This window comes from Spirosoma sp. KCTC 42546, from assembly GCF_006965485.1.
Taxonomy (GTDB): Bacteria; Bacteroidota; Bacteroidia; order Cytophagales; family Spirosomataceae; genus Spirosoma.
In genome coordinates this window covers 5,964,790-5,982,617 of the sequence record NZ_CP041360.1, presented here as the reverse complement: position 1 = coordinate 5,982,617, position 17,828 = coordinate 5,964,790, and the positions used below count along the sequence as shown (strand labels likewise).

General features: G+C 50.0%; 10 protein-coding genes. 1 reads left to right on the top strand and 9 read right to left on the bottom strand.

Annotated features, from left to right (window positions below; translation table 11 throughout):
* Positions 1-8: 8 nt before the first annotated feature.
* The 8 genes from EXU85_RS24665 to EXU85_RS24630 all read right to left on the bottom strand — a co-directional run bounded on the left by EXU85_RS24665 (position 9) and on the right by EXU85_RS24630 (position 15,631).
* Complete coding sequence (locus EXU85_RS24665) at positions 9-401, bottom strand: RidA family protein (RefSeq protein ID WP_142774639.1); 393 nt, start codon at positions 399-401, stop codon at positions 9-11.
* Positions 398-1,195, bottom strand: a complete 798-nt coding sequence (locus EXU85_RS24660; protein WP_142774638.1) for a creatininase family protein — start codon at positions 1,193-1,195, stop codon at positions 398-400. Before EXU85_RS24660 ends, EXU85_RS24665 begins: the two co-directional genes overlap by 4 nt.
* Before the next feature lie 257 nt (positions 1,196-1,452).
* Complete coding sequence (locus tag EXU85_RS24655) at positions 1,453-3,243, bottom strand: RagB/SusD family nutrient uptake outer membrane protein (protein ID WP_142774637.1); 1,791 nt, start codon at positions 3,241-3,243, stop codon at positions 1,453-1,455.
* A 23-nt stretch (positions 3,244-3,266) separates the two neighbouring features.
* Positions 3,267-6,428, bottom strand: a complete 3,162-nt coding sequence (locus EXU85_RS24650; protein ID WP_246859232.1) for a TonB-dependent receptor — start codon at positions 6,426-6,428, stop codon at positions 3,267-3,269.
* Positions 6,429-7,101: 673 nt separating this feature from the next.
* Positions 7,102-7,740 (bottom strand): GntR family transcriptional regulator, encoded by a 639-nt coding sequence (locus tag EXU85_RS24645; RefSeq protein WP_142774636.1) that lies wholly within the window; start codon positions 7,738-7,740, stop codon positions 7,102-7,104.
* Between the two features lie 604 nt (positions 7,741-8,344).
* On the bottom strand, positions 8,345-10,825 hold the full coding sequence (locus EXU85_RS24640; protein WP_210422404.1) for a hypothetical protein: 2,481 nt from the start codon (positions 10,823-10,825) through the stop codon (positions 8,345-8,347).
* Positions 10,826-10,947: 122 nt separating this feature from the next.
* Positions 10,948-12,432, bottom strand: a complete 1,485-nt coding sequence (locus EXU85_RS24635) for a RagB/SusD family nutrient uptake outer membrane protein (protein ID WP_142774635.1) — start codon at positions 12,430-12,432, stop codon at positions 10,948-10,950.
* A gap of 136 nt (positions 12,433-12,568) precedes the next feature.
* Positions 12,569-15,631 carry a TonB-dependent receptor gene (locus EXU85_RS24630; RefSeq protein ID WP_142774634.1) on the bottom strand — a complete coding sequence of 1,021 codons (3,063 nt, stop codon included), beginning with the start codon at positions 15,629-15,631 and terminating at the stop codon, positions 12,569-12,571.
* Between the two features lie 173 nt (positions 15,632-15,804).
* On the opposite strand from EXU85_RS24630, the gene EXU85_RS24625 reads away from it, so the two are divergent.
* Positions 15,805-17,142, top strand: a complete 1,338-nt coding sequence (locus EXU85_RS24625) for a hypothetical protein (RefSeq protein WP_142774633.1) — start codon at positions 15,805-15,807, stop codon at positions 17,140-17,142.
* 77 nt (positions 17,143-17,219) lie between these two features.
* Here EXU85_RS24625 and EXU85_RS35495 read toward each other — a convergent pair whose 3' ends face one another.
* A complete protein-coding gene (locus EXU85_RS35495; protein WP_168207866.1) occupies positions 17,220-17,591 on the bottom strand; it encodes a hypothetical protein in 372 nt (123 codons plus the stop codon).
* Between the last annotated feature and the right edge of the window lie 237 nt (positions 17,592-17,828).

Here is a 17,828-nt window from a genome sequence, read left to right as displayed (position 1 = left end):
GTACTGGGTTAGGCTTGTTTGGGCGTAATTCGGGCAATGGCGTCAATTTCGATCTTGATCCCATCCGACAATACCGATTGAACGGTGGTTCGGGCTGGGCGTATGCCGGTGAAGAATGAGCCATAGGCGGCATCGTAACGGTCGAATTCGCGAATATCTTCCAGATGGACGGTACACTTCACAATGTCGTCGATGGTGCCACCCGCGGCTTCCACAATCTTTTGAATGTGCGACAGCGTCAGCAGGGTTTCTTCTTCAATCGTCCCATGCTGCACCTCTCCCGTTACTAAATCCAATGGCCCCTGTCCGCTCACGAACAACAAATCGCCCGCTAGTATGCCCGATGAATAGGCTCCTGTGTTGACGGCTTTGTCGGGGTGTTTGATTTCCAGTTTACTCATGGTTTTGTTGTTAGATTTTCGGATAACGGCCAGCTCTTGAATGACTCCAGAAAGATAACCAGCGCCTGTAGCGCATGCTTGAACAAATGCTTTCCCTTTTGGGCAGTGCCCAGTTGAGGTTCACCGCTGCTGCCGTTGCTTGAAATAAATTCGGTTTGCTTGAATACGGTTACGCCCCGATACGGCTCGTCGTCTTCCCAGCCGATATACCCATTTCGTTCGGGTCGTTGCGCCCGTTCTACGCGATCCATCCAGACTTTTTCGGGAAAAAGATGGAGCATCAGACTCGTTTCATATTCGCAGGCATGACTCAGCGCCGGGCTTTCCATAGGTGCCTCTCCGCCAAACACGCCACCGGCTAATTCCCAATAAGTGGCCAGGGCAATAGTGGGCTGATGACTCGCATCGAAGCGTTTACTCAACACGGCCAGCGCCTGTTTAACCGGGGTAATGTTGCCGCCATGCCCGTTGAGCAGCACGATCCGCTGGTGCCCACTGAGCACCAGCGACTGCACCAGATCGATAATCACCTGCGTGTATAATTCCGGGGCCAGACTCATAGTACCGCCAAATGCCAGGTGATGGTGACTGGAGCCATAGGGCAAGGTCGGGCAGAGCAGCACTGTGTCGGGTAGCGCTTTTTCGGCCTGTAGCGCCAGCTGGGTAACAATATCCGTATCCGTCGAGACCGACAGGTGCGGGCCGTGTTGTTCAATGGCACCCAGTGGTAGCAGGATAACCTGGTCTTTGCCTGCCTGCTTGATGTCGCTATAAGTCGATGCGTAAAACAGCATAGTCAGAAGTTGGACGATTTAGATTATATTATTTTGAAAGCCAATAAGTTAAGTAGGTTTTTTTTTGAGCTTTCTCAACTAAAGTCGTAATCGTTTTTTTTTTCTGTCATTCCGACGTCAGGAGGAATCTCAAGCTTGACTGATATGGGAGTTTGAGATTCCTCCTGACGTCGGAATGACAGAAAGGCTGGCTTCTTCTACAGATGGAATAGTTTAATGAATAGATTCAAGATCAATAGAATCTAACCTTATCTGCCTTAATATCCAGGATTTTGTTTCAATACCGGTGCCCCACTCGTTACGCTTAAATCGATCTGGGCCTGCGGAATTGGGTAGAGTTCGTTCTTGCCTTTTGTGAACGTTGCCCCTTTCATATAGGTAAAGTCGTAGCCCGGAATCGACGTTTCGTGCTGGACATAGTTGTTCAGGGTTGTGGCCATATAGCCCGTTCCGTTATCCCAGCGACGCAGATCGAAGAACCGGTGGCCTTCCATGGCAAACTCCAGCTTTCGCTCGAACCGGACCGCTTCACGGGCAAAATCCTTCCCATTGGCCGTGAATTCAGTCGTATATAAACCCACTTTGTAGTTGGCCGCGGGTTCATTGGTAAAGCCTTTCAACGGAGCGCTGTTGTCGACGTACTTCTTCACCCAGCCGTTTGGATTAGCAGCCCGTGCCCGAACCATATTGACATACGTCTGCGCCTGGGCCAGTGAGCCAATTTCAACTTCGACCTCAGCCGCCCACAGCAGCACATCGGCAAAGCGAATCATGGTGTAATTGTTGGATGTCCAGCGCGAAAATAAGGACGTTGTGGCCTGAGCTGCCTGATAATAAATCGTCTTGATCGGGCTGTAGGGACCCGCTACGGACTGCACCCGAATCCAGGCTTTACCTGGGTGAACTCCCCAGTCCAGATACGGAATGCCCCGGCGACCAACCGTGTAATCCAGACGCGCATCGAGCGTTCCGGTATAGGGCGTAAAGGGCGCGCTGCTTTCGATACCCTGATCATTAGTTATGTCGGAGTCATTGAAGGTTGTCAGCAACGGCAGGCCGGTGTTGGGGTCGGTTTTGTACGAATTGACCAGGCTAAACGAGGGCTGATAGGCCCCACAGCAGGTAGCCGGGCCACCCATCGGGAAGTTCAGCGCATCGCCATAGTTGCCGTTCTGGTAGGTTTGGTCGATGGACATCTGCACGGCAAAGACCGACTCCGCACTGTTCTTTTTCGATGGGTTAAAATTGTCGGAGAAATTGACCAGCGCATATTTCAAGCCTGAGGCCGTTACGCCATTCGCAATCACATCGGCCAGAACGGGCTTTGCTTCGGTGTATTTATCCTGGAACATGTATACCTTGGCCAGAAACGCTTTCGCTGCCCAGCTATTAGCCCGGCCTGGATCGGGTTTGGTGGCGCTTAGGTTATCGGCCGCAAATTTGAAATCGGCTTCCAGTTTCGACCAGATCGAAGCTGTGTTGGCTACGTTGTAATTGCCGTTGGCATAGCTCACTGTTTCGTCCAGATACGGTACGTTCTCCCACAGTTTAGCGGCTTCGAAATGATAGACCGCCCGTAAAAACGTGGCTTCGGCCTTCACCTGCTTGATTTCCTCCGCCGTCATCGAATTGTCGGTTACTTTCGCCAATAACCGGAGTACATCATTTGCCCGTTGCACACCAGCATACAACACAATCCACTTGTTGTTGAACGGAGCCATCGTCGCATCGTATTTATAACTCTCGACCGATTCCATCGGCGGCAGCGCGGATGCCTGCGTACCGGTATGGGCATCATCGGAGGTTACGCCCCCGTAAATCCAGTTGCTGACCCCAATGAAGTAGTAGGTCGTGTTGGGTACACCCCAGCCGTCGAGCAGGGAGTACGCGCCCACCAGCAAGCCATTTACACCGGCTTTGTTGGCTAAAGTTGTTTCGCTGGTGGCACCGATGGCCCCAACTTCCAGGTATTCTTTGGTGCAGGAATTGGTTGCGGTTAAAAATACCAGGCAACACGATAAGCCGACAACAAACTTGGTATAGTTCATGATTGATAACGGTTTATGGTATTTTAGAAAGAGACGTTAAGGCCGAAGATGAAATTTTTCTGATTGCTGGGGTAGTTGCCGTAATCGACACCAAACGACGAGCTAAGCCCGCTTACTTCAGGGTCAAGGCCGCTGTATTTCGTTATCGTGAAGAGGTTGGCACCCTGGGCATAAACCCGTAATTTATTCAGGCCGTACTTCCGTAACAGCAGTGGGCTTACCGTGTAGCCAATCACCAGCGAGCGCATTTTCAGGAACGAGCCGTTCTCAACGTAGAACGAGTTAGGTACGCCCGATGAACTGAACGACCCGGTTGATTCGATCTTTGGGATGTTCGAATTCGGATTTTCAGGTGTCCAGGCGTTTAACAGATCGTTGCTTTTGGCACCCACGTACGTACTGAAGAAGTGGGTGAACGATTTCACCGTATTGAAAATCTCGTTCCCCTGCGAGCCATAGAGCGTTGTCGAAAAATCGAAGCGCTTGTAGGTCAGGCCCAGATTCAGACCATAGGTAAAGTCGGGGTTGGGGCTGCCCAGGAACGTACGGTCGCTGGCGTCAATTTTGCCGTCGCCGTTCACATCCTGGTATTTAAAGCGACCCGGAGCGGCACCGCTTTGCGTAGGCGACGCGCTTACCTCAGCATCACTTTTGAACAGGCCAATCACATTATACCCAAAGAACGAACTCACTGCCTGGCCAACCTGGTTTCGGACTACATTGCCCAGATTCTGGGTATTGGCGGTTTCGAAATAGGTGGGCGAGGGGATATTGATCACCTTGTTGTTGTAGGTGGTAATGTTGGCACCGACGCTGAATTGAAGATCGTTACTAACGGTTCCTCTATACGTTAGTCCAATGTCAACCCCCTTATTCTGAATATCGCCAACGTTCACGGTAGGTGCGGTGGCACCACCAGCCGTTGCGGGCAGGGTCTGGGCAAACAGTAGCCCATTGATCGACTTCTTGTAATACTCAACCGACAGGTCCAGCTTGTTGAACACCGTAGCGTCGAGACCCACGTTAGTGACTACGTTTTGTTCCCAGCCGGTGTTTGGGTTGCCGATGTTCGTCTGCGCGAAACCCTGGGCCAGTTTACCACTACCGCTAATGTCGTAATACGCATCGTAGAACGAGCCACCAAATAGGGTGAAGGCATTTTGGGGACTAACGTTGTTCTGAGAACCCAGAACGCCATAGCTGCCACGCAGTTTCAGGTCATTGAGCCAGGTCACGTTTTTCATGAATTCCTCGCCCGTTACGCGCCAACCCGCCGATACCGATGGGAAGGTACCGTACCGACGCTCGGACCCAAACCGCGACGAACCATCGCGCCGAACTGTTACGCCTAACAGGTATTTTTCATTGAACGAGTAATCCAGTCGGCCAAAGAGCGAGAACAAGGTGTTTTCGTAGGCGCTGCTGATATTGGTTACGTTCGAGGTACCGTTATTGAGTGTCAGGTAATCGTAGTTGGTGGAAAAGAACCCACTGCTGGAGGCCGTTACCGCCCGACCATAATTCCGAATGGCTTCCGAACCGGCAATCACTTTCACGTTATGCTTCCCGAACGCATTGGCATACGTCAGGGTGTTCGTCCACATGGTATTCGTGTTGTACAAGGCCACCTCAGCAAACGAATTGGGGTTCGTATTTCCTTCCGAATTGTTGTACGGTGTAAACGTAAAGTTCGTAGCGTACTGGTTATCAATACTTCCGCCGAAACTGGTGCGGGCCGTAAAGTGCTTCAGGAAGTCGACTTCGGCAAATACGTTACCAACCACATCCCAGGCATTGGTCTTGTTATTGGACGTGTTCATCTGAACAGCCACCGGGTTCGAGGAGCTACCTAATTCGGGTCCGGCAAAGGTTCCACCGTAGTTGCCTTTGATATCGTAGACCGGAATGATCGGCATGGCCCGGTAGGTCCAGGCAATAGGATTACCGCTGCTCAGGTTATCGAAACCAGGGTTTTGCTTGTAGAAGAAATACGCATTCTCGCCAATGCGGATGTTGTTTTTGACTTTAAACTGCGTGTTTACGCGCCCCGAATACCGCTTGAGGTAGGTCTTCAGCATGGTGCCCTGTTGATTGAAATAATTGAGCGAAACCATGTAGTTCGACTTATCGGTGCCCCCACTGGCCGTCAGGTTGTGGCTGGTCATCGGCGCGTTTTTAAACAGTTCGTGAAACCAGTCGGTACCGGTTTTGTTGACCGCCTGAATCAGGTAATTCCGGGCCGGATTGGTGGCGTCGAAGTTGTATTTCGCGGGATCAACAGCGGCATCACCTGTATTGCCAATGCCCGTTGCGCCCGGTCCCCGGAAGGTATAATCGGGTAAACCATTCTGAAACAGGCCCGTAGTGGGGTAGGCCACTTTGGTCAGGCGGGCAAAATCCGACGAGTTCATTAAGTTGAACACATTACCCTGCAACGGTCGTTGAGAGCCATAATAGGCATCATACGCGATGGTTGGCTGCCCTGATCGGCCTTTTTTTGTGGTCACGATGATGACCCCATTCGAGCCCCGAACCCCATAAATGGCAGCAGCGCCCGCATCTTTCAGCACCTGAACCGACTCAATATCCGTGGCGCTTACATCATTCAGCTCCGCCTGAATACCATCGATCAGGACCAGCGGCTGGGTATTACCAAAAGAGCTGATCCCCCGAATAAAGATATTGCTCGGACTTCCCGGAGCCCCTGAGTTTAGAATGGTTACCCCCGGCACCTGGCCCTGAAGTGCCTGTACGGCCGATCCTGAAGGAATTGACTTTAAGGCTTTTACGTCGACAATAGACACGGAACCGGTTATGTCTTTTTTCTTTTCGGATGAGTAACCCGTCACCACCACTTCGCTGAGTGAGGTAATGGAGGGGATTAATACAACAGAAAAATTGGTCTGTGAACCAACCGCAACTTCCTGCGCCTGATAGCCAATGTAGGAAATAATCAGGCTGGTGTTGGTTGGGACGGAGAGGGTAAAGCCCCCATCGGCACCCGTAAATGTACCACTGGTTGTTGAGCCTTTTACTAATACATTGGCGCCCGCAATGGGTTGCTGATCCTCAGCACTGGTGACTTTCCCTGAAATCAGTGTTTGCGCATTTGCCCAAACCGTTGCCAGCATGCAGAAGAGCAGCATGCACACCGTTTCTTTTCTAAGACGTAGTGAGTCGTTCATAATCTGTTTAAAAAATGAGTTACGCGTTTGAAGAGTGTTTCCATTGGGTACTCCATCGTAGTCACGTACGATCCCTTCGAAAAGAGCCGTTTATCAGTTACGTCGAGCGAATCAATTCCAGTAAAATTTTATAAAATGGTGTGTTGTACAAACACCATTAACGAACCTTCATCTATCTAAACTGGTAGGGCCCTGCCTGTTTAGATAATACAAAATGTCCAGTCGGCCTGATCAGGGCGCGGCTGTAGTTACGTATTCTATTGCGTGGGGTGTGCTACAGAACTACTCTCTGTATTTGATTACAAATAAAGCACAATTTTGTAAACAAAAAAAATTCAGAATAATTTTTAAGTCAACTGACGATGGCCAGTCAGGAAATAGGGTAGATGAGGCTAATTAGTGTAGAAATGATCGTTTCAGGCCGGAACTGGCGAATAACCGTCAGGTTAAGGTGAGGCCTGGCTGTTGTCGTGATGTTAGCGGGGCCGCCCGCGCGGTTCTTAAAGCTGACACTATAGGTTACTTGAAACCTACTGGATAGGCTGTCTACTTAACGAGGTTTTGAGAAACCTCCCCTGTCAGGTTCTGAACCTGACATCACTGGCCGCACTGAAAGGCAGGAAATGGGCTGATTAGAGCTTACTGAGAGGCAAAGACAAACGGGAAATGGCTCCTATTCGATCTCTAAAGAAGCGGTTTCGCCCCGGAGTAAGTGCTTGGTGAGGGCTTCTTGTGCGAGTGGTAAGTCTTTCTCTTTCAGTCCTTTTAGGATCTGGCGGTGCTCCTGGTCGGTAAGTTCATAGTCGTCCATGTGGATCTGCGTCTTCCCGATTTTTTGGTGAAACAGGGGAATATTGCTGATCTGGTAGATATCCATCAGCTTGGAATTACCCGCACAGTCGATTAAGGTTTCGTGGAATTTAACATCGGCTTCCAGGGCACCGCTCAGATAACCGCGCTCCACCATGGATGAAAAGTCGTTGCAGATTTCTTCCAGCTTAGCAATCTGCTGATCATCAATTTTTTGGATCGCTAATCGGAGCGCCCCTAATTCCAGTAGTTCACGGATTTCGCGGATTTCCCGGATGTCGCTGGCGGTCATGGATTTCACGAAATAGCCCCCTTTTTCGCCAAAGACAATTAATTGCTCACCCTGCAACCGGGTAAGTGCTTCGCGAACCGCCATCCGATTCACGTCCATCTTTTTAGCCCAGAGATCTTCTTTTAAGCGCGTGCCCGCCACTAACTGGTTGGATAATATTTTTCGCCTGATTTCGATATAGGCTTTGTTGGCAAGCGAATCGACTTTCATATTTTGTAAACAAAAATAGAGCTATTAAGGAAACAAATATAAGTTTTTTTGTAATCAATGAAGTAGATTATCTGTAAACAGGAAGCTTCTGCTAGGGCGTCGACGAATCGTCCATCACCTTTGGCTTCCGGTGCCTGAAAATAGAGCAATTTTATTGGTTTGGAAAAATTGGACCGTATACTCGTGCATCAGACTACAAGCCAAAGTAGCGCTATATGAATAAGACGTAAAGACTAAAGGCATTAATGATTAATGTGAAGATATAGCGCTTTTTATAGAATCAAGCATGAAAATTACGGTATGCCCTGAGCTGAAAGCCGATCAAGTGTAAACCTGTCAGGTAATTCAACACGCCTTCGGGCAGGAAGATGAAAGTAGACTGATCGGTCGATTACGTCATACCGCCGGATTTATTCCATAATTATCACAAGTAGCACTCGATACGAATCGATTTGATGGGACAAGCCCTGTTTGTATGGCGTTAGAAGTACAGGAAAATGCTTTTTGCGAAGCGCAGAGAAAGGACGCTACACAAAAACAGTTATACAAAAATAGGTCTACTCGCAAGACAGTAGACCTATTTTTGTATAACTCTAACGAACGCTTAATTATACTGAAGCAGGGTTGAGGCTTCGCAAGCTTTATCCGTTTTAAAGCGAACCCAGCGCGCCTGGAAATCCTTCGGGAACTCATAGTTGAGGGATTGCCCCGCTGCCACCGTAACAGTCTTGTAAACCATCCAGCTTCCATTACCTACGGGATCGGCCTCGATGGTAAATGTTACGGGCGAGCTGGCTTTGTGGGAGAGCTGCAAGCTCCGACGGTCGTAAAACCCGATCAGGTAGGGATCAGAGGCTTCATTTGCGTTGACGGTTGTGTTTTTCCAGGGTCCGCCGTGCCCGATTGGCTTGCCCAGTTTCCAGAGATCATCAATGGCTCCTGCCCAAACGGCTGCTTTTTTATCATCCGATACGATAATGTGCTCATTTTTAGACGCGGATGGCAGGTCGATGCCTGTCATGATCAGCAAACCGCGATAGGAGCCATAATCGTTGATACGAAGATTGTGGGAGGCAATCGGTCTGATTTTAGCGTACCCGTCGGCATTTTCGGCGGGTAGTTCGTAAAAGGTACCGTGGCAATTGAACAGGTCCCGTTCCGTGGCCACTTCCCGGCAGATGCGCAACGCGGCCTGATTGGTGAGGTCGGTATAGGCCGCGTTCCCCAGCGGTAACCGCCACCGCCGACCTTTGTCATCGACCACTAAAACGCTCGATTCCTCAATCGTTACGGCTTTTTGCGGAATGGCGAATTTGTCTTTAATGAACGACTCGGTTCCGGCATCGTTTTTTCGAACCAACTGCATGCTGCCATTGAGTTCATAGTAGCCTACATCGGATACCTGCTTACCTGAATACGTCTGTGCAGCCATGGCCAGCGCCCGCCGATTTTTGCCTAATCCATAAATCAGACCGCCAGTCGTATTGGCCGCTGCTACGGTACTCAACCCCGTAAATAGCGGATTGGCTTTGGTAGTGCGGGCATCCGTTGCACTATAAAAGAAGTGTGCCGATATAGTAGCCGCTTTGCTCGATTTTACCCGAATCCATTCGCCGGGCGTGTCTGCTGAAAAGGCTACATGAGCGGCATTGTGGGCACCAACGGTAGTCGTTTGCAAAGTAGTCCAACTTCCAGTTCCGGTTTTATCCACTTCAAACGTAAGCACAACATCGGCATCACCGGTGTTCTGTACCCAGGACGAGCGGTTCGACCAGCCCGCGAATAAAAAAGGCTCCGAGGCTTCATTGGCTTTCACGGCTTCATTCTGCCAGACGGCCCCTTCGGCTGTGTTTGGACCAAGTTGATCGGGTGTGTTTAGCGAAGTAAACCACAGGTTTGAGTTGGATTGCCCCGGCCCTTCGAGGTTGCCTTTGGCTTTTCGTTTATTCAGAAACTCCTTTTGTGCCGAATCATCGCAACCAAATACCAATTGGTCATTCCAGCGCGTGTAGTCGCCAATTACTTTCAGATACGCGGTTCGGGGGCGGATGCCTGCGGTGTTGGCTGCGGTGAACGTTTCGGGGAATCGCCAGAATAATCCGTGCATCGTCATGAGGTAATCGGCTTTTTGAGTTGTTCCTACATCCCGGATGCGCGGCCATTCGGTATTCCAGCCGTGGGCACCATCGTAGGTATGACTGGCTTTGGGCAGCCGGAAGAAACGCCAGCCTGTTTCCTTATTCCGAACACCCAGCAGCACAGATTTATGATCCCAGCCCGTCGCCCAGATTGGATCGGTATCTGGATTTTTGTTGCCGTAAATGCCACCTGGCCCGGTTACCTCAACGAATTGATTCCGACGCACAACCGTCCAGTTTTTACCATTCCACTCCGATAAGGAACCCGCTGGAATATCGAACTGAGCAAGTGCTTTGGGGCCGGGCTCGCCATTGTTGGAATACGCCATAACCCCCTGACCCGAATACACGCCTTTGCCGTGCGCACCCGGCAGTAGCGTATTTTGCAGGTTATTGGATTCATCGGCCACTTTCTGATGGTGTACGTTACCATCCTCGTAGAGCATGGTGGGCGTCAGGGTGTTTACATCCACTTCGTAAAAGCCTTCTTCCATCGTTCCGTAATAAATCTTGTTTTTGGGGTCGGTCAGATGGCGGGCGTTTCCGGTGTGGCGTCCCGGCATGATTGTGTAAGGTATCACGCGGACATTAGCCTTGTTATCAATGGCATACGGCCCAATAAACAGTTGATTACTTTCCGGGTGAATCATCCGGTTGGCGGGTGTTCCCCCAATGCTTTCCGTCCGTACGATCTGCTTCAGATCCGGGCTTATTTCGTACAGCTTGTCCGACGAGCCCAGGGGTAAATGCGGGCCATAAGTAACCACCCACAGCTTGTTGGCCCAGGGAACAACCGCGCCGGTACCGCATTCACCTTCATTGTTATACATGGCCAGATGCGGGTAAATGCCACTGTAGGAGGGGAACGATGTAGACTGGGCAATTGACAACTGACTGAGCCCTATGAGCCACCCTAAACCAGCGGCCAAAAGAATAAATTTTTTCATTGATTGACGGATAATATGATAAATCTATGCTGGAAAAAATGAGATAGAACGCAGATTATTATGATCTATATGATTGATCATAATTAACCATATAGATCATAATAATCTGTGTTCTATTTTATTTACTCCCAACCTGGGCTGGGTGTTAATTTAGGGTTAGCCTGTAGTTCTTCCAGTGGGATTGGATAATAGCGATGCTTGGCCTGTGGTGTTCGAACGGGATATACATCGTTGACGGCTTTGGAAATAACGGTCATGAACGTATTGGTTCGGGTAAGATCGAACCAGCGATCGGCTTCGGCAAACAGTTCCCAGGAGCGTTCCTGCAGAACGGCCGCAATAAAGGCGTCTTTGCTCAGGCCTGGCGTCAGATCGCTCAGACCCGCCCGCTTGCGAATGGTGTTGATGTAGCCATAGGCTAAAGCGGTAACGCCATTCTGACGCGCTTCGGCTTCGGCCGCAACCAGGTAAACATCAGCCAACCGGATGATTGGGAAATTGCAGTTGTTGGCTTCGCCGATGGAATTGGGGTCGCGGTATTTGCGAATGAGTACCCCTTTCGGTGTTACGGGTGTGACGTCTTTCTGGAGAACGATCTTCCCCGACACATCGCGATAGGTCGTGTCCAGTAACTGGCGTCGCTTGTCTTTTGGATCGAACGAATCAAAGAAAGCCTGATAGGCAAACCACGACCCGAACGATACTTTGGCGTAATCGGGTCCGCTACTGTTTTTGGGCCCTGCAATGCCCATAACCGTCAACCAGCGGCTGGGCGTAACCCGATCGGCTTCAACCGCCCACATATTTTCGACCCGAGCCGCATCTTCCTTATCGACATCAAATACGTCCAGTACATTCGGCATCAGCGAGTATTTGCCCGAACTGATAACGGCCTGCGCCAACTGCAACGATTTGGCCCAGTCCTCATTATACAAGGCGACTTTGGCATAGAGGCCCTGGATGGCTTCTTTTGAGGGGCGTCCTTTGACCAGACTGCCAGAATAGGACGGCAACCCAGTAATGGCCTGATCTAAATCGCTGTAAATCTGTTTGTAAATGTCGGCACGCGAACTTTTGGGAATGAGCGCTTCGGTTTCGCTGGTGCTGGCTTTCGTTTTCACCGGAATCTCGTTGAACGTTTTGGTGAGAAGCCAGTGGTATAAGCCCCGGAGTGCATAGGCTTCGGCCACAATCTCGGTCCGGCGCTGGGCGTCCATCTGAATCGTAGGGACTTTCTCGATCACCCAGTTCGCGTTTTCAATACCCTTGTAGCTAAATCGCCAGACGCCCTGTGGCCCTTCGGTTTCATGACGTCCTGAGTTACGCTGAGCCGTGAAGTAAGGGTCGTAGGTAAATAGCGTCAGGGTATTCCGACCCACTACGGCACGAGGATAGGCCTGATCGGCAGCGAAATCGGAAGCGGCCACTAGCGGAAATCCGTAGACATTGATGAGTGAACCGGCCGATGCGGTAATTCCCGCTTCGGCATCGGAAGCGGTTTTGTAAAAGTTAGTCGTAAAAATGGAGGAATATACCGATTCGCCCAGTTTGCTGCACGAACACGTGAGGCCCGACAAAGCCAGTAGCAGCAGAAGTTGTTTTTTCATGAGTTTAGAGAGATTGTCTGAACCAGGATTTATATGATTTAGCTGACTGACTATGATTTCATAAACTAGCTTTCTTTGAAAGCAATATCAGATTGCTAAAATCATAGTCGGTCAGTTAAATCATATAAATCCCGGTTTAGAATGTTACCTGTAGACCACCTAAATACGAGCGGGCAATGGGATACGTACCGTTATCAATGAACTGCGTGGTTGCATTGCCGAAGTTGTTCACTTCTGGATCGAAGCCGGAATACTTCGTGAGCGTGAGGGCATTGTTGGCGCTGACATACAGACGAATCTGGCTAATTCCTTTGATTTTAGGCAGGGTGTAGCCCAGCGAAATGTTCTTCAAACGAATAAACGAAGCATCCTCAATGTACCGATCCGAAAGCGGTAACCGACCGCCCTGAAATCCGCTGGCATACTCGTTACTCGGATTCGTAGGCGACCAGCGATTGGCCAGCGTGGCCAGTACATTCTGCTGCCCCAGCGCCGTTTCGAACGTATAGCGGAACAGGTTCATGAGTTTATTGCCCTGTACACCCTGAACAAACAGACTCAGATCGAAACCCCGGTAGCGGAGGGAGGTTGAAAAACCGAAGATAAAATTGGGTTGTGCGTTACCTGCTAACACCTGATCGGCGGCTGTAATAGTCCCATCGCCGTTTATATCCTTTACTTTCTGGCCACCCAGTCGTCCGTCATAGCCGGATAGAATAGTCTCGCCCGTCTGGCTGATGCCGTCAAAGACGTAGGTTCGATACAGGCCCATCGGGTAGCCGACTTTAAGCAAGGCATACGCCGAGCGGGGGAGTTCATCCAGAATGCCATCGAGGGCCAGTACCTTGTTCTGATTGAAGGTGATATTGGCCGAGGCATCCCACTGAAGAGACCGGCCACCACCCGGTATAATCCGCCCATTTAGCGCTAGTTCAAGCCCTCGATTCTGGATCGAACCGAAATTGCCGGTCAGCGCTGTATAGCCCGACGACATCGGTAACACTTTCTGAAACAGGAGATTATCCGTCCGTTTGTTATAGTAATCAGCTACCAATGACAGGCGGCTGTTGAACAGACTCACATCCAGACCAATATCTACCTGTGTTGATCGTTCCCATTTCAAATCCGGGTTTGGAATCGCAGCGGGATTGATGCCCGTTACGGGGTTATGGTTGTAATTGTAATTCAGGCCCGAAGCACTCACCGTGGCCAGCGATTGATAGGGATCAATGGCTCCGGCGTTCCCGGTGATACCCCAGCTTCCGCGCAGTTTTAAATCAGAAATAACCGGCACCGACTTCATAAACGATTCCTCCACAATTCGCCAGGCACCCGCTACGGCTGGAAAAAATCCGTATTTATTGTTCTCTCCAAACTTACTGGAGCCATCGGCACGAGCTGTTAAATCCAGGAAATACTTGTCCTTGTACCCATAGTTAATCCTGCCCAGGTACGAGTCCAGTCGGGATTTACTTTTATCACTGCTGATGCGCTGGTTCACGGCTAATCCAACGGAATTGTTCTCGGTTACATCGTTCGGGAAATTAGAAGCCGTTTGCGTATAGCCCTGATTAACATTGGCTTGCGTGGCTAGTACTGCCGTTGCCGTAAGGGTATGGTTGGTAGCAAGTCGGGTTCGGTAGGTGAATATGCTTTCGTGTAGCAACGTCCGGCCGTAGGAACTGGTATTGGTGGCGTTACCCCCGCCCGAGGCTAATTGAGATACACTCAACAAGGACAAAGGTGAATAGTACTCATTCAGTGTAGTACCCAGATCGGCGTTGAAACTAGGACGGTAGGTAAAGCCTTTGAACAGCGCAAACTCAACGTATACGTTGGCCAGAATCCGCTGGGTTGTCTGCCGGTTGATGGGCGTGATAAAATTCAGTGGATTGGATACTTCCTGGTACTGACCGTTCATCTGGTCCTGAAACGGAAACACGCTGCCATCTGCCCGGTAAGGGACCAGCGTTGGCGGAGCAGCCACAGTGGCACCTAAAACACCACCCCGGCTGCTGGTCACGTCCGATCCGGTACCACCGGCACTTACACCGTTATTCACCGAATAGCCATAATATAAGCTAGTCCCAATTCGAACTTTGTCAGTAAGGCGATGGTCGATGTTGGAGCGGAAGGAGTAGCGGGTAAAGTTGGAGTTTTTAATGATGCCGTCCTGATTGAAATAGTTCAGTGAGAGCGCCAGTTGGGTTTTCTGGTTTCCGCCCGAGACGGAAAGCTGGTGGCTTTGAATGGGGACTTTTCGGAAAATCAGATTCTGCCAGTTCGTGCCCTGGCCCAGGGTGGTTGGGTCAGCGTAAATTGCCCGTTTGTAGACCTCATTTTCGAGTTGCGCAAATTGCGAGGCATTCAGCACATCCAGCGTTTTATTCACCTGCTGCACTCCGCCGTAGCCATCGTAACTAACCCGCGTGTTCCCATCTTTGCCGCGTTTTGTGGTGATGAGTACAACCCCATTGGCAGCCCGCGCTCCATAAATGGCGGTGGATGAAGCATCTTTCAGGACTTCGATCGACTCGATATCATTGGGGTTAATTTGCGAAAGTGGACTCACGTCGTTGATGCCACCACTGTTGGAAATCTGAATGCCGTCGATTACATAGAGCGGTTCTGAGCTGCCGTTAATGGAGTTCGTTCCCCGGATTCGGACGCTGACGTTACCACCAGGCGCACCGGAGTTTTGCGTGATTTGTACACCCGCCACCCGCGCCTGTAACCCTTGCGCTACGTTCGCTACGGGGGTTTGCAGAAGGTCGGCCGCTTTTACGGAGGCAATGGCACCGGTGGTTTCAATTTTTCGTTGCGTACCATAGCCCACAACAATGACCTCTTCCAGGGCTTTTAAGTCGGGAGAAAGCTGAATGTCGATACTCGTCCGATTGCCAACGGCTACTTCCTGACTGAGATACCCGACGAAACTAATCACGACGACAGCCCCTTTATCAGGGACAGACAGACTAAATTGTCCCTTCCCATCCGTAACGGTTCCACGTTGCCGACCCGTTGGGCCGGTGCCTTTCAGCAGGATGCTGACGCCTGGTAACGTAGTCCCTTTTTCGTCGGTGATGGTACCCGTAATAACCCGATCGTCGATCCTGTCGTTCAGTGGCCCCGCCTGCGCCAACAGGGGAGATAACCACCCCAAAAAAACAACGAAACCCAGTAAAAGTTTTTGTCGCATAATATTCAGATATTTATAGTTTTTATACCAATTGTTCCCGCGACTGGATTTAGGTAAATGCGAGAATACAAAGGTAGTTTTGGACTATAGGGAGATGGTGGGATGGCCTTAGCCATTTTGTTATCCGAAATTATGGACAAGCTAACGGTCTAATAGGCAGTGTTTTACGGTGTATGATCACGGAAAATGGACAACATGGCAAGGCTGAACTTCTCTATCATGTAGACGTTTGTTGTCAGCGTGTCAGCGAAACGTACGGAAAGCCTGACTGGGAAAAGTGGATAAACAGCGACTACGTTAGTTTAAGCCAGATCCTTTTCAGGAAAACCCGTGTACGCATTAGTCCGAATACGCTGAAGCGAATTTTTGGCAAGATCAAAACGGACTCCCGCTACTATCCGCAAAAAGCGACCCGGGATGCGCTGGCGATTTACATAGGGTATACGGATTGGGAGTCGTTCGTTCAACTACAGGAATTGATCGAGCGAACTGCGGTTAGCAAAATCGAACCACCGATCGAGAAGCCAGTTGCCCTTGTTCTGGATAGTCCAATCCCAGAATCGACTGGTAAACGAACGTGGTTGTTGCCCACATTGATTAGCGTTGCTGCGCTGGCCGTAGGGCTTTTGTTTTTTCTGAACCGAGCTACGAAAGCCAGCGAACCTGTGCACTTCATTTGTCGGAATCCATTTGGCGAAAATCCCCATTCGGCCGTGTTTGCCGTTCGACGACCGACTCCCGGTACGGATGAGTCAGATACCTATATGATTCAATACGGGGATGGTAAAAAAGAACGTATAAACTCGTCGGATAGCCTGTATACCCATTACTATGAGCGGCCGGGTCGCTATTTCGCTGTCCTGCAACGAAATGGCAAGAACATGGATACCGCTATGATTTACCTACAGACAAAAGGGTGGACAGTGACCGCCAATATGATGCATGATACCACGCGGGTATATCCCATTGAGGTTCGACATCTGTTTGGCAATGGGCAGCGGAGTGTTAGCGCCCGGGAGGCAGCGCATGCCGGTATTGATACCAACCGGACCTTTTTTATGGAGTTTATCAATAGCCATCCGTCTGCCATCGACGGAGATAATTTTGAACTGATAACCCAGGTACAAACATCCCCTGACCGGGCGGGCGTTCGCTGTTCGCAGGTGGGGCTTACGGTGTGGGGCGAGTCGTCGCAGCATTTATTCGATATCATAAAGCCCGGCTGTGTTCACTGGACCAATTTACAGACGTCTGATCTGTTAAAAAATGGCCAGCGTGACGATCTGAGTTTCCTGGGGGCCGATCTTCGTTCGGGTGGGGCGCTAAAACTGGAAGTCGTGAATAAGCGGGTTCGAATTTTTATTAACAAGCGGATGGTTTACGAAACGCACTACACAACGCCACTTCAGCGCGTGTACGGCGTCAGGATTCGCTTTTCAGGCATCGGTACGGTCAACTCATTTTTATTGAAGGACCTGAAAACGAATAAGGTATTCGATGGTAGTTTCTAAAGGGTGGCAGGTGTCTTGATCCAATTGACTTCTTTGATTTTTCAGCTACGGGGAGAGCCGAAAATACGGTTATAAACTTAGTTAGCCAGTTGGCTAACAAGCAGTAAGACCGCTCGCTGGTTTAACTGGTTCAGGTGCTTTGTGTGAATAGACAGCTCTTTCGTGAATTGTTTCCGAGCCGTAGGTGTGCAGGCATCAAGGCGATCCGCATGTTGAACGAGTGTTTCCAGTTCCACCTGCATTGTCATCAAAAGTACTCGTAGCGGTTCCTGGGTGCATAGGCCAGAAGGCAGGCTTACATGCCTATGTTTATTTTCGTTAAGATGAGCTACTACTTTGTAATAACAGTCATGAAAAGTCGCCATCGATTTGCACCATTCAGTTACCACATTGGTACATTCCCATTGATTGGAGTAGGAGCGATTGTTCATTAAGGTGTAAGTATCCATATGTGAATAGCCAGTAAGCGGTCGAACCTGAAAAGGTAACTACGGGTTCTGCATTTTCGCGATGAAAAGCATCCGCCAATGATATTGCTAATACGGAGAGATACTGAGTAAGGTTGCGTTTAGGCTCAAGTAGGTATAAATAAAAAAGCGCTTACTCTGATGAAGTAAGCGCTTTAGTAGCTATGGTGTTTAGATAATTTACGCTATAGTAGGGTTAGCCCATTCAGTTGATTCTGT